General features: G+C 37.4%; 18 protein-coding genes. 8 read left to right on the top strand and 10 right to left on the bottom strand.

What is annotated here, in order from left to right; genetic code table 11:
- Nucleotides 1–69: 69 nt before the first annotated feature.
- Complete coding sequence (locus MYP_RS14695; RefSeq protein WP_045464838.1) at nt 70–948, top strand: alpha/beta fold hydrolase; 879 nt, start codon at nt 70–72, stop codon at nt 946–948.
- A gap of 89 nt (nt 949–1037) precedes the next feature.
- Here the strand turns inward: MYP_RS14695 and ilvC are convergent, their stop codons facing one another.
- Nucleotides 1038–2558: a ketol-acid reductoisomerase gene (ilvC, locus tag MYP_RS14690; protein WP_045464836.1), complete on the bottom strand. Its 1521-nt coding sequence runs from the start codon at nt 2556–2558 to the stop codon at nt 1038–1040.
- A gap of 807 nt (nt 2559–3365) precedes the next feature.
- On the opposite strand from ilvC, the gene MYP_RS14685 reads away from it, so the two are divergent.
- The 4 genes from MYP_RS14685 to MYP_RS14670 all read left to right on the top strand — a co-directional run bounded on the left by MYP_RS14685 (nt 3366) and on the right by MYP_RS14670 (nt 9761).
- Nucleotides 3366–6314: a DNA polymerase III subunit alpha gene (locus MYP_RS14685; RefSeq protein WP_045464834.1), complete on the top strand. Its 2949-nt coding sequence runs from the start codon at nt 3366–3368 to the stop codon at nt 6312–6314.
- Entirely contained in the window at nt 6301–7449 is a 1149-nt protein-coding gene (gene dinB / locus MYP_RS14680; protein WP_262506781.1) for a DNA polymerase IV, read from the top strand. The genes MYP_RS14685 and dinB overlap by 14 nt, the downstream gene beginning before the upstream one ends.
- 606 nt (nt 7450–8055) lie before the next feature.
- A complete protein-coding gene (locus tag MYP_RS14675; protein WP_045464832.1) occupies nt 8056–8688 on the top strand; it encodes a transposase in 633 nt (210 codons plus the stop codon).
- A 608-nt stretch (nt 8689–9296) separates the two neighbouring features.
- Nucleotides 9297–9761 carry an HAD domain-containing protein gene (locus MYP_RS14670; protein ID WP_045464830.1) on the top strand — a complete coding sequence of 155 codons (465 nt, stop codon included), beginning with the start codon at nt 9297–9299 and terminating at the stop codon, nt 9759–9761.
- A 223-nt stretch (nt 9762–9984) separates the two neighbouring features.
- On the opposite strand, the gene MYP_RS14665 is transcribed toward MYP_RS14670, so the two are convergent.
- Both MYP_RS14665 and MYP_RS14660 read right to left on the bottom strand, forming a co-directional pair.
- Complete coding sequence (locus MYP_RS14665; RefSeq protein WP_045464828.1) at nt 9985–10578, bottom strand: hypothetical protein; 594 nt, start codon at nt 10576–10578, stop codon at nt 9985–9987.
- Between the two features lie 25 nt (nt 10579–10603).
- Nucleotides 10604–11458, bottom strand: coding sequence for a HEPN domain-containing protein (locus tag MYP_RS14660; RefSeq protein ID WP_045465457.1), 855 nt, complete (start codon nt 11456–11458; stop codon nt 10604–10606).
- A 289-nt stretch (nt 11459–11747) separates the two neighbouring features.
- Here MYP_RS14660 and MYP_RS14655 point away from each other — a divergent pair, with 289 nt between their 5' ends.
- Together MYP_RS14655 and MYP_RS14650 are read left to right on the top strand one after the other, a co-directional pair.
- Nucleotides 11748–12053, top strand: a complete 306-nt coding sequence (locus tag MYP_RS14655; protein ID WP_156140648.1) for a hypothetical protein — start codon at nt 11748–11750, stop codon at nt 12051–12053.
- A 354-nt stretch (nt 12054–12407) separates the two neighbouring features.
- Nucleotides 12408–17060: a DUF7619 domain-containing protein gene (locus MYP_RS14650; protein WP_045464824.1), complete on the top strand. Its 4653-nt coding sequence runs from the start codon at nt 12408–12410 to the stop codon at nt 17058–17060.
- 287 nt (nt 17061–17347) lie between these two features.
- On the opposite strand, the gene MYP_RS14645 is transcribed toward MYP_RS14650, so the two are convergent.
- Nucleotides 17348–17749, bottom strand: coding sequence for a hypothetical protein (locus MYP_RS14645; RefSeq protein WP_045464822.1), 402 nt, complete (start codon nt 17747–17749; stop codon nt 17348–17350).
- Between the two features lie 200 nt (nt 17750–17949).
- Between MYP_RS14645 and MYP_RS25160 the strand changes: the two genes are divergently transcribed.
- A complete protein-coding gene (locus MYP_RS25160; RefSeq protein ID WP_052430228.1) occupies nt 17950–19755 on the top strand; it encodes a glycosyl hydrolase 53 family protein in 1806 nt (601 codons plus the stop codon).
- Between the two features lie 192 nt (nt 19756–19947).
- Here the strand turns inward: MYP_RS25160 and MYP_RS14635 are convergent, their stop codons facing one another.
- The 6 genes from MYP_RS14635 to MYP_RS14610 all read right to left on the bottom strand — a co-directional run bounded on the left by MYP_RS14635 (nt 19948) and on the right by MYP_RS14610 (nt 25226).
- Nucleotides 19948–20346 carry a lipocalin family protein gene (locus MYP_RS14635; protein WP_045464820.1) on the bottom strand — a complete coding sequence of 133 codons (399 nt, stop codon included), beginning with the start codon at nt 20344–20346 and terminating at the stop codon, nt 19948–19950.
- 154 nt (nt 20347–20500) lie between these two features.
- Entirely contained in the window at nt 20501–20908 is a 408-nt protein-coding gene (locus tag MYP_RS14630; protein ID WP_045464818.1) for a hypothetical protein, read from the bottom strand.
- 105 nt (nt 20909–21013) lie between these two features.
- A complete protein-coding gene (locus MYP_RS14625; RefSeq protein ID WP_045464816.1) occupies nt 21014–21553 on the bottom strand; it encodes a dihydrofolate reductase family protein in 540 nt (179 codons plus the stop codon).
- Between the two features lie 68 nt (nt 21554–21621).
- Nucleotides 21622–22104 (bottom strand): GyrI-like domain-containing protein, encoded by a 483-nt coding sequence (locus MYP_RS14620; protein WP_081990533.1) that lies wholly within the window; start codon nt 22102–22104, stop codon nt 21622–21624.
- A gap of 236 nt (nt 22105–22340) precedes the next feature.
- The gene (locus MYP_RS14615; RefSeq protein WP_045464812.1) at nt 22341–22928 is read right to left on the bottom strand and encodes a hypothetical protein; all 588 of its coding nucleotides are present in this window, start codon (nt 22926–22928) and stop codon (nt 22341–22343) included.
- Between the two features lie 264 nt (nt 22929–23192).
- The gene (locus MYP_RS14610) at nt 23193–25226 is read right to left on the bottom strand and encodes a M3 family metallopeptidase (RefSeq protein ID WP_045464810.1); all 2034 of its coding nucleotides are present in this window, start codon (nt 25224–25226) and stop codon (nt 23193–23195) included.
- Between the last annotated feature and the right edge of the window lie 59 nt (nt 25227–25285).

Here is a 25285-nt window from a genome sequence, read left to right as displayed (position 1 = left end):
TCAACCACTTACACAACTATGTAATCTTTTGGGATATTCTGATTGTTATAACTATAAAACAGTTCAGATATGGGATATATTAAAACAAAATCCATGGAAAAAGGGCAACCAATAGAGCTCTATTACCAGGATTTGGGTGAAGGAAAGCCGGTTGTACTGATTCATGGGTGGCCTTTAAGCCAGGAGATGTGGGAATACCAGGTAAATGCCCTGGTTGAAAATGGATTAAGAGTAATCACTTACGACAGACGGGGATTTGGTAAATCATCCAAACCTCTTAATGGCTATGATTACGATACTTTTACTGATGACTTAAGAGCTGTTTTGGATACCCTGAACCTGGAAGATGTAACGCTCGTGGGATTTTCCATGGGCGGTGGTGAAGTTGTAAGATATTTCAGCAGATATGGGGGATCAAGAGTATCACAGGCAGTATTACTGGGTGCTGTTACTCCTTTTTTGCTAAAAACAAAAGATAATCCTGATGGAGCACATAAAGAGATTTTCACCAATGCAATCAATGTGATTAAAGAAGACAGGATAGGATTTATAGATATGTTTGGTCAGCAGTTTTTCGGGGTAACTAAAGAGCACCGGCCATTGAGCGATCCTTTACTGGAGTATTACAGAACACTGGCTTCATTTGCAGGTCCGATACCTACACAAAAAGCTGTGACTGCATATTCGGAAACAGATTTCAGAAAAGACTTAAAAGCTGTAAATGTGCCAACCCTGATTATCCATGGTGATGCGGATGATATTGTACCAATCGGAATCAGCAGTGATAAAACTGCTCAAATGATTCCTGATAATTATTATAAAATTTATCATGGCGCTCCACATGGATTCTTTTATACGCACAAGGAGCAGCTCAATGAAGACCTGCTTGAGTTTATATTACATCAGGATCATTTTGAACCTGTGAATGTAAAATCAGGCCGAAGATAAGATCCAATTGTATAGAACCAGAATACAATTAAAAAGGCCTCCCGAAAATCAGGAGGCCTTTTTATATTGCATTCAGTGTAGTTTTAAGACTAAACAGCAGCAGCAGCTTTCTCTTTTACAGGAGACTCAGCGCCAAGGCTGATCTGTTTCATGCTTGTCATAGCTTCTCTTAGCTCAGCACCTACAATTTCAATAGGATGGAAACGGATGATTTCGTTTACAGCAAGAAGTGTCTTATTGTCCACACCACCTGATTTTCCTTCATTGTAGTTTTTACCGATCACATCAGTATTAATTTTCTTCATGAAATCAGCAAGTAAAGGCTTACAAGCATGATCAAACAGATAACAACCATATTCAGCTGTATCAGAGATCACTCTGTTCATTTCAAAAAGTTTTTTACGAGCAATAGTGTTTGCGATAAGCGGAGTTTCGTGCAGAGACTCATAGTATGCAGACTCTTCTTTGATACCTGATTCTGTCATTGTTTCGAATGCTAACTCAACACCAGCTCTTACGAAAGCAACCATTAACAGACCGTTATCATAGAATTCCTGCTCAGATATTTGCACTGACCCTGGAGCTGTTTTCTCAAATGCAGTTTCTCCAGTTGCAGCTCTCCATGTCAATAGATTTTTGTCGTTGTCAGCCCAGTCTTTCATCATGGTAGAAGAAAACTCTCCGCTCATGATATCGTCCTGATGCTTCTGGAATAAAGGTCTCATGATGTCTTTCAGTTCCTCAGAAAGCTCGAAAGCTTTAATTTTAGCAGGATTAGAAAGTCTGTCCATCATCAGAGTGATACCACCATGTTTCAATGACTCAGTGATCACTTCCCAACCGTACTGGATAAATTTAGCAGCGTATCCTTTATCGATACCTTTTTCAACCATTTTGTCGAAGCAAAGAATTGAACCTGTCTGAAGAAGACCGCAAAGGATCGTTTGCTCACCCATAAGATCAGATTTTACTTCAGCTACGAAAGAAGACTGAAGAACACCTGCTCTGTCTCCACCTGTTGCTACTGCATAAGCTTTAGCATAATCCCATCCTTTTCCTTCAGGATCGTTCTCAGGATGAACTGCGATAAGGGTAGGAACACCGAAACCTCTTTTATACTCTTCTCTTACTTCAGATCCCGGAGATTTAGGAGCCACCATGATTACAGTGATATCTTTTCTGATCTGCATTCCTTCTTCAACGATGTTGAAACCGTGAGAATAAGAAAGTGCAGAGCCTTTTTTCATCAATGGCATAACCGCTGTAACAACAGAAGTATGCTGCTTGTCAGGAGTAAGGTTGATAACAAGGTCTGCAGAAGGGATTAGCTCCTCGTAAGTACCAACTTTAAATCCATTGTCAGAAGCATTTTTCCATGACTGTCTTTTCTGATCAATAGCATCTTTTCTCAGAGCATAAGCAATATCAAGACCTGAATCTCTCATGTTCAGACCCTGGTTCAAACCTTGAGCACCGCAACCTACGATTACGATTTTTTTACCTTTCAAAGCTTTTACGCCATCAGTGAATTCAGAACTGTCCATGAATTCGCAAACGCCCAATTGATTTAGTTTTTCTCTGAGCGGAAGTGTATTGAAATAATTAGCCATTTTGTTTTATTAAATATTTAAGGTTCAGTATTTTTTGAAAAAAGCTGGCATATGCAGACTTTTCATCATTACAAAGATCGCAAATCTTATGGAAAAGAGATGTTCATTTTCCTCAAAGTTTAGGTACTTTTTATGGATTTTGGAAAGAAATATGTTCGGCCAGGGATGTTTAATGAATATTTAAGCAGGAAATATTTTTCTCCGGTTAAAGTTACCTAAATATTCCGGAAAAAAATCCATTCGGGTAGACTTCAAATAATACACTAATTATCAACAAATTAAATCTTAAAAATAAAATCTGATGGAGATTTTATTACAAAAAGATATTCTCATCGGAAAAAATGATGAGGTTCTGAGGATAAAATTGTGGTTAGTAATTTTTTATGGAATGAATCATTTCATGTTTTTAACTATGGCGAATTTACCATAATTAAAACTCATAAATGTCTTCCACCTTTCTCGCATCTCTACTATAGGTTAAATCACTCTGTTTCGATCTTTACTTAGAGGGAAAAAGCTACCTCTTAATCCTTACCCTCTGAGGCAGTTGTAAAGTAATTCTTTATAACTGAATAAGCCTACAAATCACTCTATTACAATAGATTTAACATATAGTATCTAATATTTAGATTGAGGTATCAAAAGTCCGGCAAGGCGATTCCGATTCGTCCAGACTATCTCCCTTCCTCCACTTTTTTCTGCTTTTCCCTTTCTCATCATTCCCCAAAACTATTTCACCGAATTGTACTAACAAATTTAGCAACTGATCGTTTTTTTAACAATATTTGATAAAATAATTAGCATAGAATGTATTTAAATTGTCATAGCTTCTATTCGATGAGGTACGGGACGCTTTCCGTAAAAGAGCTGGTGGAAGAAGCCTGTGAAAAACGCGCTGATGTTCTTGCACTTACGGACATCAATAATACCTCCGCCACTTTTGAATTTGTCAGAACCTGTCAGGAAAAGGGAATTAAACCTATTGTCGGCATCGAATTCCGGAATGGAGACGAACTGCTTTTCATCGGAATTGCCAAAAACAATGAAGGTTTCAGAGAACTGAACAAGCTGCTTTCTATTCATAACATGCGCAAAAAGGCCCTACCCGCTCATGCGCCTGAAATGAATGACGCCTACATTATTTATCCTTTAGGCAAAAAAGAACCTGAAGCGCTGAGAGATAACGAATGGCTGGGCATTCGCATCCCGGAACTCAGCCGCATTCCTTTCTCTGACCTGAACAAGCAACAGCACAAAATGGTGATGCTCCATCCTGTTACTTTTAAAAGTAAGCAAGGATACAATCTGCACAGACTGCTCAGGGCGGTCAGCAAAAACACGCTGTTGAGCAAGCTTACGATGGAAGAACAGGCCATGCAGGATGAGATCATGCTGTCTGCTGATCAACTGTTTGGGGCTTATGGCCGCTTCCAGAAAATCATCAAAAATACGATGGATCTGGCGGACTCCTGCTCTATTTATTTTGATGGTGAAAATAAAAGCCGTAAAACCTTCACTGGCAACCTTTATGATGACAAGCTCCTGCTGGAGAAACTAGCCCTGGATGGCCTCAAACACCGCTACCGCAGAAATAATAAAGCTGCTCAGGAACGTGTCAAAAAAGAACTGGAGGTCATTGATCGGCTTGGCTTTAATGCTTATTTCCTGATCACCTGGGATATATTGCGCTATGCGAAGAACAGGAATTTCAGCTTCGTGGGTCGTGGCAGCGGGGCCAACAGCATCATCGCTTATTGTCTGGGCATCACGGAAGTGGATCCCATAGAACTGGACCTTTATTTCGAGCGTTTCCTCAATCCTCACCGTACCTCTCCGCCGGACTTTGATATCGACTTCTCCTGGAAAGATCGCGATGATGTTACGGACTATGTATTCAAAAGGTATGGCAATGAGCATACTGCATTGCTTGCAACTTACAGTACCTTCCGGGGCAAATCCATTATAAGAGAACTCGGAAAAGTTTTCGGATTGCCCAAACCTGAGATAGATAACATTCTCACGCTGCAGGATCCTTCCAAACTGAAAGATAAAGATCAGATCGTGAAGACTATGTTCCATTATGGAAAACTTATGGAAGATTTCCCCAATTATCTTTCCATACATGCCGGAGGAATTCTTATTTCAGAAAAGGAAATCAATTATTATACAGCGACAGATCTTCCGCCCAAGAACTTCCCTATCACCCACTTCGATATGTGGGCGGCTGAAGATATGGGTCTACATAAATATGATATTCTCAGTCAGCGGGGATTGGGGCATATCAAAGATACTATTTCGTTGGTCAAGCAAAACACCGGACAGACCGTAGAGATCAATTTTGAAAAGATTAAGGAAGATCCTCAGGTAAGAGAAAATATCAAAACAGGTAATACCATAGGTTGCTTCTATATAGAATCTCCAGCTATGAGAATGCTGCTTAAAAAACTTCGTTGCCAGGATTATAAAACACTGGTTGCTGCTTCTTCCATCATTCGTCCGGGTGTGGCGCAGTCAGGTATGATGAATGAATATATCAACCGCTTTCATAAACCGGAGACTATCAAATACCTGCATCCGCTTATGGAAGAGATGCTGAAGGAAACCTTTGGTGTAATGGTCTATCAGGAAGATGTGATCAAAGTGGCGCATTACATTGCAGGACTTGATCTGGGGGAAGCGGATCTGCTCAGAAGGGCTATGTCCGGCAAATACAAGGGTAAGGAAGAGATGGACAAGGTAAAGCGCAACTTTATCAACTCCTGCAGAAAACAAGGCCACCCCGATGATTTCTCCAATGAGCTGTGGAGACAGATACAGAGCTTTTCCGGCTATAGTTTCTGCAAGGCACACTCTGCAAGTTTTGCGGTGGAAAGCTATGAAAGCCTTTATCTTAAAACATATTACCCCAAGGAATTCATGACTGCCGTGATCAACAACTTCGGGGGATTTTATTCTACGGAATTCTATTTCCACGAAGCCCGCATGTCCGGTGCGGAAACGGAACCTCCTTGTGTCAACAACAGTGACTATTATACAACCATTATAGGAAATAAGATCTATACAGGTTTTATTCATCTGCGGGATTTTGAGCAAAAGATTGGTGAGGCCATTCCGCTTGAGCGCGAGACAAACGGTCCCTACAGAGATCTCTATGATTTTATAAAACGTATCCCACTTTCTCTGGAGCAGCTCAACATTCTGATTCGTATAGGTTCGTTTCGTTTTACGGGCAAAACCAAAAAGGTCCTGCTTATGGATGCGGCACTGCACTTCAGCAAAAGTAAAAGCAAAGTACCAGGCGCGGAACTATTTCAGCTTGAACGTAAAGAGCTGGTGCTTCCCCCTCTGAGCAGCTTCAGCTATGAAGATGCTTTTGATCAGTTTGAGATACTAGGCTTTCCGCTCTGTATGCCTTTTGATCTTTTACCTCAAAACTATACAGGAGATATTTCCGCAGATGAAATGCTGCAGTATGCCGGCAAACAAGTGACTATGATTGGTTATTTCATTGCCACCAAAGACTTGTATACTGTCAGAAATGAGCTGATGTCTTTTATGCATTTTATAGACAAAAAAGGCAAAAGCCTTGACACCATACATTTCCCTCCTTCCCTGCAAAAATATCCGCTTAAAGGGCAAGGCTTTTATATGCTGAAAGGCAAGGTAACCGTAGAATTCGGCTATCCGAGTCTTGAAGTAAACTATATGCAAAAACTACCCATGGTAAAAAAGGAGGTTATACGTGAACATCAATGATCCAAACAGAACCATCGTACACATGGACCTTGATTCTTTCTTTGTCTCTGTGGAGTGCAGAGATAACGAAGAGCTAAAAGGGAAACCAATCATCATAGGCGGAGCAAGCGACCGGGGTGTGGTAGCTTCATGTTCCTATGAGGCAAGAAAATTCGGTGTACACTCTGCCATGAGCAGCAAAATGGCCAGAAGGCTTTGTCCTCAGGCTATCTGGATACGAGGAGACATGGAAAAATACAGTAAGTGCTCTAATGAAATTACAGAAATCATTGCGGAAAGTGCTCCAGTTTTTGAAAAATCTTCTATAGATGAATTTTATCTTGATGTATCCGGCATGGACCGCTTCTTTGGCTGTTACAAGTGGACAAAAGAACTGAAGCAACGTATCATGAATCAGTCCGGGTTGCCCATTTCTTTTGGTTTGTCTGTTAATAAAACTATTTCAAAGATAGCTACCGGAGAAGGCAAGCCTAACGGAGCTAAAGAAGTACCTTCCGGTACGGAAAAGGGCTTCATCGCTCCTATGCCTGTTTCCAAGATCCCCATGGTAGGTGAAAAAACAACACAGTACCTCAACAGCCTTGGCATCGTAGATGTGAAAACATTAAGCAACATGCCTGTGGAGGTAATGCAGTCTCTTCTGGGGAAAAACGGAATCTTGCTATGGCAAAGGGCTAATGCTATAGACCATACACCTGTTGAGCCTTACTCAGAACGTAAATCTGTTTCTACTGAAACAACCTTTGAAGCTGATACGATTGATGTAAAGATGATCCGTTCGGTTATTCTTAAAATGGTGGAAGAGCTCTGCTTTAGCCTTAGAAAGGAAGGCTGGCTTACTGGCTGCATCACCTTAAAGCTTCGTTACTCCAATTTCGACACCTGTACCAAACAGAAAAGCATTCCCTACACTGCTTCCGACGAGGTACTGATGCAGCATATAAAAGAATTGTTTGACAGCCTTTACAACCGCAGAATGCTGATCAGGTTGGTGGGAGTACGCTTGAGCCATCTGGTACACGGGAATTATCAGATCAGTCTTTTTGAAGATTCCGCAAAGAAAATCAACCTGTATCAGGCAATGGATAAGATCAGGTATAAGTTTGGTGAGGATAAGGTGGGACGGGCTGTGTGATTCATCGTAGAGACGCCATGCTGGCGTCTCAAAACTGTGATAACGAACAATAATAAATATTGACCAGCAGCCTTGAATAAAACATCAGAACCGTATACAGAAAAATTATGAAAAATTATTAATCGCATTCGTAGAGACGCCATGCTGGCGTCTCAAAAACTGTGATAATGAATAATGATAAATAATTACCATCAGCCTTGAATAAAACATCAGAACCGTATACGGAATAATTATGAAAAATTATTAATCGCATTCGTAGAGACGCCATGCTGGCGTCTCAAAACTGTGATAACGAACAATAATAAATATTGACCATCAGCCTTGAATAAAACATCAGAACCGTATACAGAAAAATTATGAAAAATTATTAATCGCATTCGTAGAGACACCATGCTGGCGTCTCAAAACTGTTATAATGAACGGTGATAAAATAATTTTCACCAGCTATAATTATTAAAATAATGATATAAATATTCATTTTTTTTTTGCAGAGATTTGTTGTGAGAAATCAAATGCTGTACATGGTGGAAAGGGAGACGCCAGCATGGCGTCTCTACGGGGACACATAAAGTATCTATTTTTTTAATCAAATAAACCAGCTATAATATGACAGAATTATTTGCGAATAAATACAGAATCCCCTCTGCTCGTCTGCAATCCTGGGATTATGGTAATGAAGCAATGTATTTTGTAACTATCTGTACCAAATATAAAGAATGTTATTTTGGTGAAATCGTATGTAAAGACGACAGAGATTGCACCTCTATGCCTAAATGTAAATTAACTCCAACAATAATTGGTAAAGTCGCTTATGATGAATGGTACAAAACAATTGAATTACGACCTGATATGAATCTGGAATTGGCCGAATTTGTAGTAATGCCGAATCATATTCATGGTATTATTATGATTGGGCAGAACAAATACAATTTGCAACGTCTTACCATAAATCAAAACAATTACAACACCTCATCAGATGACCTGCGTTATGGAAAGAGAGACGCCATGCATCGTACAACATCACAAAACCAATTTGCACCACAATCAAAAAATCTGGCTTCAATTGTACGTGGATACAAATCTGCTGTAACCTCCTTCGCTCATAATAACAATATTCCTTTTGACTGGCAACCTCGTTTTTATGACCGCATTATCCGTACTCAAGATGAATACATAAAAATTGCCAATTACATTATCAATAATCCGGCAAATTGGCAAAAAGATAAATTATACAAATGATCCCCGTAGAGACGCCATGCTGGCGTCTCAAAACTGTGACAACGAACAATAATAAATACTAACCGCCAACCTTGATTGAATATAAGGTTTGTTTTCCAGAAATATTTGTTGTAGAAAATCAAATACTGTTCATGGTGGAAAGGGAGACGCCAGCATGGCGTCTCTACGACATCACAAAATAAATTTGAACCACAATCAAAAATCTGGCTTCAATTATACGAGGATATAAATCTGCTGTAACCACCTTCGCCCATAATAACAATATTCTTTTTGACTGGCAGCCTCGTTTTTATGACCGTATTATTCGTTCTCAAGAGGAATACATAAAAATTGCCAATTACATTATCAATAATCCTGCAAACTGTAAAAAAGATAAATTATACAAATGATCCCCGTAGAGACGCCATGCTGGCGTCTCAAAACTGTGATAACGAACAATAATAAATACTAACCGTCAACCTTGATTGAAAAAAGGCTTCTTATTTTTAAGATTTGTTGTATAAAATCAAATGCTGCACATGGTGGAAAGAGAGACGCCAGCATGGCGTCTCTACGAATTTGAACATTGTATAAAATTGAATTAATTTCGTCTTTGTATTAAATTTTATATGACAATCCTACTTGATATCGATGGAGTCCTCGTAACAACACCGCCTTGGCGTATCACAGAACTACATCCTGACGGCTTTTTGAAATTTAACAGTAAAGCAGAAAAGAATTTAATAAGACTGCTCTCTGAAACAAATGCATCAATAGTGTTGACTACAACTCATAGAATTACCTATTCAGTCGAAAAATGGAAAGAGATTTTTAATAATAGAGACATTCCGGTACTGTCAATTGAAAAAGTAAATACCAGACAGGCTATTGATGAAATGCCTGACAGATGCATTGAAATCAAGGAATGGGTTGATAATTTCGGAACAGGCAGACAATTTGTAATCATAGATGATGATTTATCCATTAATTCATTGTTGTCGGATATTAAAGACAAACGGGTGACGACAAAATCAATGATTGGTCTTGATGATGAATGCACAGAAAGAGCAATAAGAATATTAAAAGGTTATTAAAATAAAAATGACATTTTAGTTGATCCCGTAGAGACGCCATGCTGGCGTCTCAAAACTGTGATAACCAACAATAATTAAATACTAACCACCAACCTTGATTGAAAATAAGGCTTCTTATTCTTCATAAAAGATTTGTTGTGAAAATCAAATGCTGCATATGGTGGAAAGGGAGACGCCAGCATGGCGTCTCTACAACAGAACAACAAGATAGCAAACTACAGATCTAGCTAAAACTCTTTAAATTTATTAATGATATCACTGCAAAAAATAAATAAACAATTATAAATGAATAGTATTCTCGACACGAAGCGAAGCATGATTTAATTTGATCTATCCAACCAATTTCAACAACTTGTACTTCTTCAATATCTACAGTTCCACATATAAAATAAAACGCTTCTGTTGAATCCTCAACTTCAGGATAGCGAAAGATCCAGATATTATCTTTATCTACAAACCATTTGTATTTCCCACGGAGAATAACATTTAACGACTTTATAAAACTTTCATACTTTGCAGTTTCAGCAAAATGAATTTGTATTCCGTTTATAGTATCATTCAATTTACATATTTGATCTATTTTTTTATTTATAGTTTCCAATTCCTTATCTACCTCAGACCTATTGTCTATTATAATTTTTTCATAGATCCTCTCTGGAAATTTTAAAAAAGGATCTTTGGCTGAATGATATGTAAGGGGAATTGTTCGGTATTCAATAAATACCCCTTTAAAATACGCATAGCCAATACAGATTATGGGAAGAAGTATCAAACTAATTATTCCAGGTTTATATAAAATTATTTTTCTTGGCTTCATATAATATAATTTTGCTCATTAATTATTATACTCTCCCCCTCTCCTCACATACCTCCTTCACCAAATCTCTCAATACCTCCACGCGTTTAGCAAGATATTCCAGATCTTCTTTGCTGATTGCGTAAGTCTTTTGATAGCGCGCATCTATGTAGGCTTTTTTGAGAAGTTCAAAGCGAGCTTTGTTTTCCGGGTCTGCGAAAGGAAAAACAGTTTTAAATCTTTCGTTGATCTGAGCAGCCATCTCTCCCAGCTTTTGTATATCGTGGGTTTTCGGTCTATAGCCTGTATATACTAAAAGTAAAGCTGTATAAAGTCTTTCTGTAGCTTGATGAAGCAGGAATGCAGCTTCTTTATAATATTGCTTTTCGAAATTAAATTGAAAGGATTCAAAAAATCTACACGCACTTCCAAACCACTGCTCAAAATCCTCTTTAGCCTGCTTCTTCAGTTGCTGTTCATTTAAGATACCCGGCTCTGCTAACTGGAAGTTCAGAGTATCATACAGCAAAATGCCTTCTTTAAGAATGTCTGTAAAGAAATAACTGTTTTTGCGGATCTCTTTGTTGACGAACTTTATTCCATGATGGATAAGGCTTACAGGTGTTTGTAAGGGGAGCTTCTTTACGGCTTCTTCCGTTTTATACCAGCGGTTGCTGCGTCTTGGGCCCAGCTCTACACGAGAGATAACAAGTATATCAAAATCACTTTTGTATTCATAAGTAATACCGCCTTCCACATAGCGGTCCTCTACCCACTCATTGCGCGCATAAGATCCGAAAAGGATAATCATTTCCGGTTCAAACGCGTCTACAATAAGATCTCTTACTGCAATAAGCTCTTCCTGTTTATGTGCGGGAAGAAAGTCTATACTAATCTTCAATGATTGATAATAATTGTTACAAAAATCTAATATATCAAAAAAACATGTACAAAGTTTAACAAAAAGATAAAGATCTATGTATGACACAATTGCAAGTATTTTTCTTATCTTTATTCCGCCAACAGAACGTGGTAGCAATACCACCCTATTTTATTTTTATTAAAGACTCATGTGGTATTGAGATAGTACTACAGCATTAACTTATTGCCTGAGGATCCTGGTATCAGTAATGGCCAGGGGCACGAACTGCGTTCTGTTGGCAATCCTCGGGCAAACCATTTTTATACAAATGCCAGCAGAACCAATCAACCAGGCTATCCCGCAAGGCGGAGATACGCCCAAGCGCCGGAAGATCAAACTTCCGGAGCATTCAAAACTCAACAAAAATATCATTGATGAACTCGACGTCTTTTTAAAGGTCGTGCCGACAAAGAGACTCAGCCAAAGTCTGAGAGACATGTTTCTTTTATGTCTCAGTATGGAACCTGATGTCCTGCTCGGATGGCCGTTTGAGAAAATGCCTGAAGATCTTTTCTTTTTGCTGCAATTCTTAGATGCCGCATCAGAAGAACTGTCGGAAGCTAAAGCCGCATAGTGAATAAGAATAGCCGGATGAGAGATTGTCCGGCTATTGTTTTTGATATGGCCAAAATAAATAATTGCCGGAATCACATGTATCAAGCGTACGCTTGATAATTTTGGGTCCAGGCGGGGACGTTTGAATCAGCTGCGCAAAAAACAATCTATCAGGCGATGATAAGATCAGTTATTTGTTGGGTAAGAATAAGGTAAGACAGACAGTATATGCTGAAAAACCGTCCTTTTTAATCATTAATTTGTAAAATTGCCCCTTTCACAAATAACAGCTAAAAGACTTATCATCAACGACATAACAATCCACCATTTACCTTTTATATTTTTTCAGAATAAACAGTCTATAATCACTTTTATGAAGAAATTTTTACTGTCATTTTTATTGTATTTTACTTTTCACCTTGCATTTTGCCAGGGAGAGATCATTGTGGTTAACAGTTTTGCTGCTGATGGCCCGGGAACCCTGTACGAAGCAATTAATAAGGCAAATGCCTCGACTTCATCAAGTGGTCGAATTGACTTTATAAAACATCTCCGTGTTGGAGATTATATACCAAGCTCACTTACTATTTACCTTGATAGTCCATTACCCATTTTAACCAAAGAAAACTGGAAAATCAGTAATTATTTTTATGTAATGTATCCAGATGGTACTTTCGGAGAGAGGAATTCTAATATTACAATCAATGGTAATAATTTACCAGGGCCGGCTTTGGTTATTAAAGGCAAAAACAGTACCTGCGATATTCCTTTGGATAATTTTGAAAACTTTAAAGCTACTCGTTATACTGTTACCAATACCAATGACTCAGGGCCAGGAAGCCTTAGAGAAGCTTTGGAATTTTCTTATACAACCAAGGCTAAAGACTCCATCTTTTTTAACATTCCCGGTCAGGGCCCTCATGTCATTAATATTCTAACTCCTCTACAAGATATATCTAAAAACATTCTTATAGACGGCTCAACTCAACCTGGATTTATAGATGGAAAAGAAACAATAGTATTACAAGGTAACAGACAGTTTATAGGCTTATCCTTATATCACTGCTCTAATGTGGAAATTTATGGCCTTACATTAAGAAACTTCTCTAATGGAATTGGTTCCAGCCCTAAAGCATATTACGACTCAAATGGATTAGCATATATATACATTGGAAAAGAAGGAAAAGGTAATTTGCTTATTTCAAATACCGGTGAAACCAACGCATCGGGAAACGGAATATTAATAAATGTTCCCACATCTTCAAATATTTATATTTGTAACAATTTCATTGGAACCAATGCGAATGGAGATCCTGGACTTGGAAATTCCAGAAGTGGAATAAAAATTAAAGCTGACCAATCTGTTATCTCCGATAATGTAATTTCCGGCAATGGGAACCATGGTATAAGCAGTGCAGATGTATACTCAGTTGATGCTGGCAAGGGTTATCGTTTTAGTGGAAAAATAACAGGTAACAAAATAGGGACAGATCCTTCAGGAAGTATTGCGCTTCCAAACACAGGACATGGCATACAACTATTCACCGCACTCGGCCTTTTCATCGGAGGTGAACTTGAATCGGATAGAAATATTATATCAGGAAATTCCGAAAATGGTATTAATGTCGGTGTGCAATATTGGTACACAGCGAACTTTAAAGATGATATTTTACAGACATATATTTATAACAACTTCATTGGAACTGATATATCTGGAAAAAATCCGATCCCTAATGGAGGCAATGGAATAACTACAAATATTTATGGCATTTACCATATAGGAAAAAAAGGAGCCGAAAATATTATAGCTTTTAATAAATCAGAAGCTATTTCGAATGGGAATTCTGCAGTAGTCAGGAACAACATAATTTTCAATAATGAAGGCAGCATCTCATCTACTGCCTTAGCTCCTCCTGTTATCAACTACCGATCTCCGGATAAAATTTCCGGTACTTCAACGGAAGGAACAGTTGTACAGTTGTTTTATGACAATGGTTTTAACAATAATGCTCAGGGAAAAGACTTTATTGCAGAGGTATCCACCAATTCAGGCAACTGGACCTATTCTGGTCAGCTGACCAACCCCTGCGCTGTCACAGCTATTGCTATCGATACAACCAAGAAAAACTCATCCCCATTTTCACATGGTTCCAAATACCCTATAGGCCCTGATATTACTTTCTGCGAAGGAGACTCTACTATATTGGATGCCCTGGACGGTTTCAGCAATTACACATGGTCTACAGGACAGACAACTAAAACGATAAGTATAAAGCAGGCTGGTGTATATATAGTAAAAGTGGATAATGGTTGCATTTATACGGATACCATTGAAGCCTTTCAACGAAGCAGACCTGTTGTAAATCTGGGAAGAGACACAACCATCATTTCCCCGGCTCAGATTACTTTAGACGCAGGCAACCCGGGCGCAACATATTTATGGAAGCCGGCATCTTTTTTATCAGGACCTCAAAAAACTATAAACCAGACAGGTGAATACAGTGTTACTGTTTCTTATGACAGATGCAGCAATTCCGATACGATAAATATTATATCGTTATACCAACCCTATGTTAACCTTGGTGCTGATCAATTTCTATGTGATAAGGATAGTATTGTTCTTGATGCTAAGAATCCTTTTAACCAATATATTTGGTCAACCGGAGATACTACCCAAACAATAAAAGTAAATAAATCGGGTACATACTGGGTTAAGGTGATAAGCAAATACTTCCGATCTGCAACCGATACGATAAATATTTCCTTTAGTACCCCGCAAATTAATCTGGGCAATGACACCATTCTATGCCCCGGGCAATCCTTGACTTTAAAGAATTCAATTCCTGGATCCTCCGCAAAATGGCATAATAGCTCTACCAAAAATGAAATAAATATCTCGCTTACAGGAAAATATTATGTTACCGTTCAATTAGGCTCGTGCTTAACAAGCGACACGATTATGGTGACAAGAAAAGACCGACCTTCTGTAAATATAGGAGCTGATAACTATTTATGTGAAGGTGACACTATAGGTCTTGATGCCGGAGCAAATGCAACGTATTACCAATGGTCAACCGGAGATACCGGCAGATATTTAAATGTAAAGAAAGGTGGTACTTATACTGTAAGAGTTTCTCACAATGCCAAATGTTTCGCAAGCGATACCATTGTTCTTAGAGATGCTCAATGCAATACCGTAAGTGGTACTTTATATCAGAATTGTACCTGGAATGCAGAAGATCAGGGAATGCCCGGCAAACTTATTGAGTTTAAAGAATCTTCCTTGTATTATACCTATTATGCCTATACAGATGCCAATGGTTTTTATAGCACCAAACTTCCATTGGGAGACTATCAGGTTTACCCTGCACCCAACAGGAACATAGCCGTTTTTTGCCCAGAGACACCATACCATGTGAATCTTAACAATTCACCTTTAATAGATAAAATTGATTTTGGAATTGTCCCCAATGCTATAATTGACCTGAGTGTCAGTCTTGGCGTACCTTCCACTATAGGGCTTGCTACAGATGTGCAGTTAAGTCTTCAGTACGAAAACAAAGGAACAACTACGTCTTCCGGACAGGTCTTTTTTATAAAAGATGCCTTTATGGATCTTACTTCCACCTCCCCAGGTTATGATGAATTAGCCGGAGATACTCTTATCTGGAACTTTACCTCTATGGCTCCTGGAGCGGTTAATACCATTAAATTGAATGTAAACCTTCCTGTTAATAACAGTCTGATTGGAAAATATATTCTGAATAAAGCGGGAATCAGACCAACGACAGGCGACATCAATCCTGAAAACAATTATTCAGAAGGAAAAAGCCTGGCCACTTATGCTTTCGATCCTAATGATAAAATATCCAACAAAGGCGTTGAACGTAATATCACTGTCAACGACAGTATACTGTCTTATACAATCAACTTTCAAAATGTAGGCAATGACACTGCTTATACAATAGTAATAAAAGATACGATATCAGAATATCTGAATCTTCTTTCTTTTGAATCAGGTGCTTCCAGCCATCCCTACAAACTAGATATAACGGGAAAAGGCATTATAACCTGGACCTTTCCTGATATTATGTTACCCGACAGTACCAGAAACCTGGAAGGAAGTTCAGGCTTTATTACCTATACAATAAGGCTTAAAAAAGATCTTCCTTTAGGAACCGTCATATCAAACACTGCTGCAATTTATTTTGATCTTGCACCACCGGTGATAACCAATACCACTAAACATACAATCGTTAATGATTTATTCAATCAAAATATCAGCTTTCCGGAAATATCAGATAAAGAATTCCTAGATCATCGTGTAAACCTTAATACAAACATATCATCTGACTTACCTATTCAATACGCATGGTCAGGTCCTGTTTCCGTTATTGACGGGGTTGCCTATATAGAAGGTACAGGTGAAGCAAGGATCAGGGCATATCAAAATGGAAATAACGCATATCTTCCTGCCGAATACATTGAAAGAACCTTTACCATCCGTAAGTCTGACCAGATAATCATTTTTGATTCAATCCCTGATAAATCACTGGATGAACAAGCTTTTTACCTTTCAGCAAAGGGAGGTGCATCTGGAAATCCTGTTGTATTCATAATTGTTTCAGGGCCTGCACAGTTAGACGATGGCAGAGTGATACTCTCTGGTGCAGGAACTGTTATCGTTAAAGCAATACAGTCCGGCGATTCCAACTTTAATGATGCCACTGAATCTTACAGAAGCTTTAATATCAATTCTATTATAACTGGAACTGACGATGTATTTCCTAAACATAACTTAAACATTTTCCCTAATCCCTCATCAGATTATATCCAGATTCTATTGAATAATAATGAGAATGGTGAAATAAAATTGATATCTCTTACAGGCTCTGTCATATTAACAGATCAGATCATTTCCGGAAAAGCCGTTCTGGACATTGGAGAAGTGGTACCTGGTAGTTATGTTATGCTGATTGATACCGGCGCAGGTAAAATGATGCAGAAGGTAATAATAACCCGATAAGGCATTATCTGATTCAGCAAAAAAGATTAGTATCAGGTGATGGACAAGATCAGGTATAAGTTTGATGCGGATAAGGTAGGACGGTTGTATGATCCATCATAGAGTCATCATGCTGGCTTCTCAAAACTTTCATAACGAATAGCTACAAAATAATTACCACGAGTCATTATTAAAACATAATTGATAAGGTAGGTGAATTTACATTGAAAAAATATTCATTTATTGACTGATAAAATTCATTGAATTGTCTTTCTGTATAGGAAGTAATAAGCCAAACATTACTTTCGCTATCCCAGATAAATCTTTGGAGATACAGAGTCTACATCTATTTCACTTTTTATTGTGAATTCAAATTCATTTCGTGAAGTATTCCATATACTATTAATCTGAATTTGTTTGCCGGGATTTGAATTGTCGAATTCCAATTTTGAGGTTTCCTTCCATTTTCCATTCACTCTTTTATAAGCAATATAACCCAAACCTTGGCCTGTATTGTTCCAGGATATAAATACTTTCTTAGTAGAATCCATAACTCCAGAGTCATTTCTGGAATAGGTCTCTGTTGAATCCATGTATATAACTTTACTGCTAACAGTGTCCTTGTTTATTGCAACTGAAATGTTAAAGGCTTTGACTGGAACTGTAAACAAGATAATGACGCAAATTCCAAAATATAATTTTAGATTCATGTTATAAAAAATAATTAATGTTCTTATAGTTAAAAATTAAGGTATTAGAATAAAATATAGCGATAAAAATAGTAAAAATTCTTTTAATCTTAGGCTTTGTTTTTTTTCTCTAATGGTTCCTAATTCCTGGCTATCGCAATTTTCTCTAATCTCGAAAAAATCTCAAAAAACATTGACTAAATCTCTATATTTAGGCAATTATGAATAAGATCTTACTGATAACCATTTCTTTTCTGTTATTATTAAATAATAATGCCCTACCACAGATTGCAAGAGGTGCTGATGTCGGCTGGCTTTCCCAAATGGAAAACGCTGGACGAATCTGGCGTGATAGCAACGGAGTTCAAAGAGACCTTTTTGATATCCTTGACGACTATTGCATCAACTCGATAAGGTTGAGAGTATGGGTAAATCCGGCCAATGGTTGGAATGGAAAACAGGACGTGGTGAATGTTGCTAAAAGAGCCGCAGCAAAAGGCTACAGACTGATGATTGATTTCCATTACAGTGATTCCTGGGCTGATCCCGGTAAGCAGACAAAACCTGCAGCATGGGCCAATTATAACGTTACCCAGTTGGGACAAGCTGTATACAATCATACAATTGATGTACTCAATGCTTTGAAAGCTCAAAACATCACACCGGAATGGGTTCAGGTAGGAAATGAAACCAATAATGGCATGCTCTGGCCGGAAGGACAAGCTTCTACTAATATGGCCAATTATGCTTCTTTCGTAAATAAAGGATATGAAGCGGTAAAAGCAATATTTCCCAACACAAAAGTCATCGTACATGTTTCTAATGGATATGACAACTCTCTTTTCCGCTGGAACATCGGAGGCTTAATAAATAACGGAGCAAAGTTTGACATTATAGCTATGTCCATGTACCCAAATACGCCTCAGGAGTGGCAGACCTATGCACAGCAAACCCTAACCAATATGAATGATATGATTTCTAGATACAATAAAGAAATCATGGTTTCAGAGATAGGTGTTCCTGTAACGGCTCCTCAGGAAGCCAGGCAATTTGTAGAACAGGTAATAAAAAATTTACAGTCTCTGTCAAATAAAAAGGGGCTTGGTGTTTTCTGGTGGGAACCTCAGGCCTATAACTGGGAAGGATATGATAAAGTAGCATGGACCGGCAATTGGGGAAATACTCCGTATCAGGCAACAAATGCTATGTCGGGATTTAAGTATAACTGCGAGAACAAACCTCCTGTCATAACCCTCATCTCCCCTGCTAATAATTTAAGTCTTTGCCAGGGAACTCCAGTAGAGCTTATAGTAAACGCTACTGATAGTGATGGATTAATTTCAAGAGTTAACTTTTATGATGGTACGACATTGCTCTATACTGATTATGACTCCCCATATAGTTATATCTGGGAAAACCCATCCATTGGCACACACGAAATTTCAGCTCAGGCTATTGACAATGCAAATGCAGCAACAACATCGGGAACATCTAACTTTACCATTAATGCTGCTCCTCAAATAACAATTACCAGTCCTGCAAACAATTCAAGTATTCAATCTTCAGGAGGATTTGCATCGGTAACACTGAATACCCAGACAGATAGTCCTGATATATCCTTAACAGAGTTTTATAACGGGAACAAACTCATTGGTAATACGCAGACAAACTCTTATGTATGGAATCAGGTTCCCAATGGTTCTTATCAGAACATTACCGCTGTAGTCACCACTTCGAGTGGATGCAAAGGAACATCGTCTCCCATTTCATTTGAGATTAATACCATTACCGGAATAAAAGATAATTTTACTCATACTTCTGACATTTCTATTTATCCAAATCCATCTAACATCAGCTTTAATATACCTAATCTGAACAATTCTAGTATTGAAATTTATAATTCCCAAGGACTGCAAATTGAACAGATTCGGGCAGAAGGTCAAATTAGTTTTGGAGATCATTACCTCCCTGGTATATACCTGGTTCGATTTGAAGATGGAAGAATGATAAAAGCAATTAAATATTAACCTGGAGATATTAGAATTTAAGCTAAAAAATTGGATTTCGGGAAACAAAAAAACTTGCTGCCTGAAAAGAGTTTTACGAAGATCACTTATCAATGAGAATTTTCCAACAGTGAAAATTACAAAAGATTAAGAGGTAAAAGAAGCAGCTCATTTCAATGCTTAGTGAGCTGCTTCTGCTTCATTACTATAATTCTACTTACTTTCCTTAACGGGTTCTGCCTTTTTCAGGATAAGAGAATTAGGCTTTCCGAAATTCAGAATTAATTTATTCTGGCTAACATCAACAATTGTCATTTCATTGACAGGTCCTTTACTGGAAGTGAAGGTAATTTTAGATTCATCTTTGTTAAGTTTCCATACTCCCTCCTCTGCTTTACCCATAAATTGAGCCTTATAATGACCGTTTTCTTCGATATTAAAAGTTATTTCACTGAATAACATTTCCAACATTTTTATACTGGCAGAATCTAGTTTTTCCTTTTCGGTTACATCGTGATACCTCCAGTTTCCTTTTATAAGAGTAGCTCTCTGAGCATTTACACTTAGGACTGATAAAAATAATAAGGCTGTAAAAAATGCTTTTAATTTCATTTGAGTCTTTGTTTAAGTGAAAGTTGTAAATGATTTATAAAGATTAAAATTTTAATTTTCAAGGTATTAAGAATTTTATCATCTACAAAAAATTTCATTTAAAACATCATAAAGAAACAATTACTACGGGATGGTATAAGAAAAATCGCAATTTTTACTTAAGTCTTATCATGCATTTAACGTCTTTCCCCTGATCGTACCACTCAACGCAATATCCTTGCGGATCAAGATCAGGAAGTGCAAGAAGCTCTTTAAATGCCCTGTCAATACTCATGATATCTTTTGCATAATCTTTTATAGTTATGCTCATATAATCGCCTTTTTTTAAAACAAGAGTTTCCAGCCTGAACCTTTCTGCTTCTCCCTGCTCCAGTTCTTCTGCAGCAGCGCGGTAAATTATTCCACTTCCCTGTTCCGGTCTTGAAATGCCAAAATACTTTCGGTCATTAGAAAAAGGGATTAAAGAATGAAGCTTTTGATGCGCTTCCTGAATCCCTTCCGGAAAGGATTTTGCAGTAACATAAAACACTTTAATTTCTTTTTCCATTCTGATCTTTTCCATTGATTTTTTCTTTAAGTACCTAACTACAAAACTAATTTATAGAATTATGTACCAGGGAGGTAAATTCCGTCAAACTTCAGGGGATAATAAGCTTATATCACCTTATTATTTTCCTTCAAACACATAATGTAACTGAGCTAAACCTGTGTCAAATTGTTTTGATGAAATAAGCTTTAATTTCTGCTCAGGAGCTCCTTCTTTAAAAAGTCTGGTTCCACTTCCTAGCAGTATTGGGATAATGGAAACGGTCATTTCATCAATGAGCTTTTCCTTAAGTAATTCGTGAATGATTTCAGAACCTCCGTCACAGAAGATATTCTTACCTTTTTTTGATTTTAATTCTACAATTAGATCTTTAAGATTTCCATTGTAAAATGTGACATTGCCATTAGAAGGTCTTGGAGATCTTGTAATAACGTAAGTATCTTTATCAGCGTGAGAAAATTCAGGTACATGTGCCATGACCCAGTCATACGTTTTCCTGCCCACAATAGCGGTATCAACAGTTTGGATAAAAGATGAGTAACCATAATCTTCACCTTCCTTATTTACTAATGAAAGAAAACTCAAATCATCATTAGGTGCTGCAATATAACCGTCCATACTAGCGGCAATGAATAAAACTAATTTACGTTCGTTAGACATATTTACTTGTAATTGATTAATTAATTCTACTTCTTAAAATTGGGATTTATGAGATTGTTATAGGCAGTTTAACTCTCCCACCTCTTGATCGGTATCCATATTTCTTCTTCCGATTCCGGTTCATTATTTTTATACTTTTCGCCCAGCAGTTCAAAATGTTCTCTGTGATCCACAATATAGCCGGAAACTGGCATCCATTCATTAAATATGAAATGGAAAGTTTCACGAAAGTTTTGTGGACCGCCTTTATGCAAAAACACTGCGTAAAGGCCACCTGATAAGTAATATGAGTCCATCCCTTGTGGTATTTCCATATTATCTGATACTTCCATAGCAGCCCACTTCACAAACTCAGACTCCGGATTCATATAATCATTGATATGCTGATATATCTGCAAGCTAAACAAATCAGATGATACAGGATTGATTATCCTATTTCTCAATGGCATAAAACTTCGCCAAAGTTCTACTGTCTTATTTTCCTTTAAAGACATTTTAAGATGTTTCCCTAGTAATATTTTACCGGATATTGTTTCTATTCGTGGATACAATTGAGTAATAAGTATTAAGAAAAGTATATGTAAATTAAAAAATTCAAAATAATTTTAACCCATTTTAAAATACTTCATTATATAAATAATGATGAAGAAAAAGCTTAATTAAATCTCTGACGGCTACTATATTTTTATTCTTAGAAGTGCATATTTAAAGCGGCTCTATAACATTAGCGCATGATCATTTTATAGTAAAACACATAAAAGAATAAATTAAAATTTCATTGGTCTTATCAATTTACATATCCATGTATCCAGATTTCTGTTCTTTCCCCATCCCGCATAAAATAAAAGCCTTCATAAATTTCATTCTCCTGAATAGACTTATCTGTCTGAATAGAATAACTTTTCATCAACGGCCTGCCATTATCTTCTTGATAATATTTTTTGTCGGTTATAAACCTTACATAATTTTTATCAAAACCATTATCAAAGAAATTCTCAGCTATCCATTTTGCTTTATTCAAAAGATAAATACTGTCATTAAATTTGGAATAATCTGTTCTGTATTTTGCCCAATAAGAAAAATGATTGCATCCTCCAATATGCAATATCAGACTGTCTCCATCCTCCAAAGGAAGAATCGCATGTTTTTCATTTTCATTCCAATGAAATTTAATCTTCGGATTGAACTTATGAATAGCTTCAGATGTAAACTTAAATGTACTTGTATCAAAAATACAATCATTTGATACTTCTATATGCTTATTAATGGTAGATTTTTTAGCAGTTATTGTTTGTTCCTGTTGCTCTTTACTTACTTTTTCAGAAGAACAGGATACCAGAAGCAGGATAAGTATTAACGATAATATATGTCTCATATGAATTTGTTTATATCATAATGAATACTCTTAACAAATAGAACTTATACCTTCCCCTTTTCATTAAGGGAGGTCCTCAATTAGGGATAAATTCAATCATGCATAGGGCTATACCCTATGCTGACAGAATACCACCCCCTCCGGGGGCTTGAGGAAAACTTTACTATACTGAGAGAACCAATGTTAGAGCCCAGAGAAATATAATTAGAAAATGTATCTTACTTAAAACTTAATACTTTTAACTTTAAACTTTTAGCTTTAAACTTATTTAAGCATTCCCGTTCTTCTAAGCAAGGCTTCCGGAGAAGGTTCTTTACCCCTGAATCTTTTGTATAACTCCATTGGATGCTCGCTGCCACCGGCGCTAAGCACGTGGGTCTTAAAGAGGGTTGCAGTATCTTTATTAAAGATACCTTTCTCCTGAAAGAATTCAAATGCATCCGCGTCCAACACCTCAGCCCATTTGTAGCTATAATAACCGGAAGAGTATCCTCCCTGGAATATATGAGAAAAGGAACAACTTGTGTTCGCGCCTGTCGCCGGTGGTAAAAGATCAGTTGCCTTTTGAAGTTCTTTTTCATAAGCACCTACATCTTTAACATCATTCGCTTGACCTGAATGCCAACCCATATCCAACTGAGCAAGGCCAATCTGTCTCACTGTCTGGTATGCTTCCATGAAGTTTGCACTCTCTTTGATTTTTTTAACAAGATCAAGTGGGATAGCAGCACCTGTTTCATAATGCTTTGCAAATAAATCCAGGCTGTCTTTTTCATATACCCAGTTTTCAAACACCTGAGATGGCAATTCTACAAAATCCCAGTAAACACTGGTTCCGGAAAGACTTTCATAGGTTCCATCCGCAAGCATGCCATGCAATGCATGACCAAATTCATGAAATAAAGTAGTAACCTCATTGAATGTAAGCAACGAAGGTTGAGTACCTGTTGGCTTCGTAAAGTTACAAACTATAGAGACATGTGGCCTGATATCAACTCCATTCACTTTCTTCTGACCTCTGAATGAGGTCATCCATGCACCGTTTCTCTTTCCTGCTCTTGGAAAGAAGTCAGCATAGAATACAGCAACATGTTTATCCTGCTCATCCAACACTTCGTATACCTTTACATCCGGGTGATAAACCTGCACATTATTTATTTCTTTGAATTTCAAACCATATAATTTTCCTGCAATCTGAAATACTCCATCAATTACATTCTCCAGTTTGAAGTAGGGCTTCAGCATTTCATCATCAATAGAATACTTTTCTTTTTTCAGTTTTTCTGAATAATAAGAGATATCCCATCTTTCCAATTTTTCAGGTCCCCCAATAGATCTTGCATATTCTGAAAGTTCTTTTAGCTCTTTCTCTCCAATTGGTTTAGCATACTTAAGAAGGTTATCCAGAAATGCACTAACTTTAGATGGAGATTCGGCCATTCTTTCTTCCAGCACAAAATCTGCATGAGATTTATACCCAAGCAGGTTAGCTCTTTCATGACGAAGCCTTACAATATCCAAAACAATTTTCTGATTATCATTATCATCACCTTTGAAAGCTTTGGATCCGAAAGCATAGAACATTTTTTCCCTCAGAGCCCTGTTATCAGCATAGGTCATGAAAGGGATATAACTTGGGAACTGAAGTGTGAAGATCCAGCTGCCTTCTTTGCCTTTTTCTTTGGCGGCAATGGCTGCTGCCTCCACTACAAATGGTGGTAATCCTGAAAGGTCCTTCTCATCAGTAACTTCCATAAAAAAGTCATTGGTCTCTTTTAAAACATGCTCTCCGAATAAGAGTGACAATTGAGACAACTGTTTATCGATTTCACGAAGTTTCAGCTTTTTATCTTCAGACAGATTGGCTCCATTGCGGACAAAGCTCTTATAAGTCTTTACTAGCAAGGTATTTTGTTCAGGAGAAAGAGTCACCTTATCTATTTGATCATAAACTGTTTTGATCTTCACAAACAGTTCCTGATCCAGCAGGATATCATTTGAATATTCTGAAAGCAGAGGAGAAATCTCTCTTGCAAGTTTTTGAATTTCATCGTTCGTCTCTGCTGAATTCAGATTAAAGAAAACAGAAGAAACCGAACCTACTAATTCACCGCCTCTTTCCAGAGCCACAATAGTGTTTTCAAAATCAGGGACTTCCTTAGAGGATGTAATCTTTTTAATATCCTCTTTACCTAAAGCTATTGCTTCTTTTATGGCAGGCAGGAAGTGTTCATTTTTAATAAGATCAAAAGGTATTGTACCAAAAGGGGTATTATAACGCTGTAAAAGTGGATTCATAAATATTTTTATGTTAATAGAACGCCTAAAATAGTTAATAACTGAATTATTCGGGATAA

Origin of the sequence: Sporocytophaga myxococcoides (genome assembly GCF_000775915.1) — a bacterium.
Taxonomy (GTDB): Bacteria; Bacteroidota; Bacteroidia; order Cytophagales; family Cytophagaceae; genus Sporocytophaga; species Sporocytophaga myxococcoides_A.
This window is presented reverse-complemented; position numbering and strand designations above follow the sequence as displayed.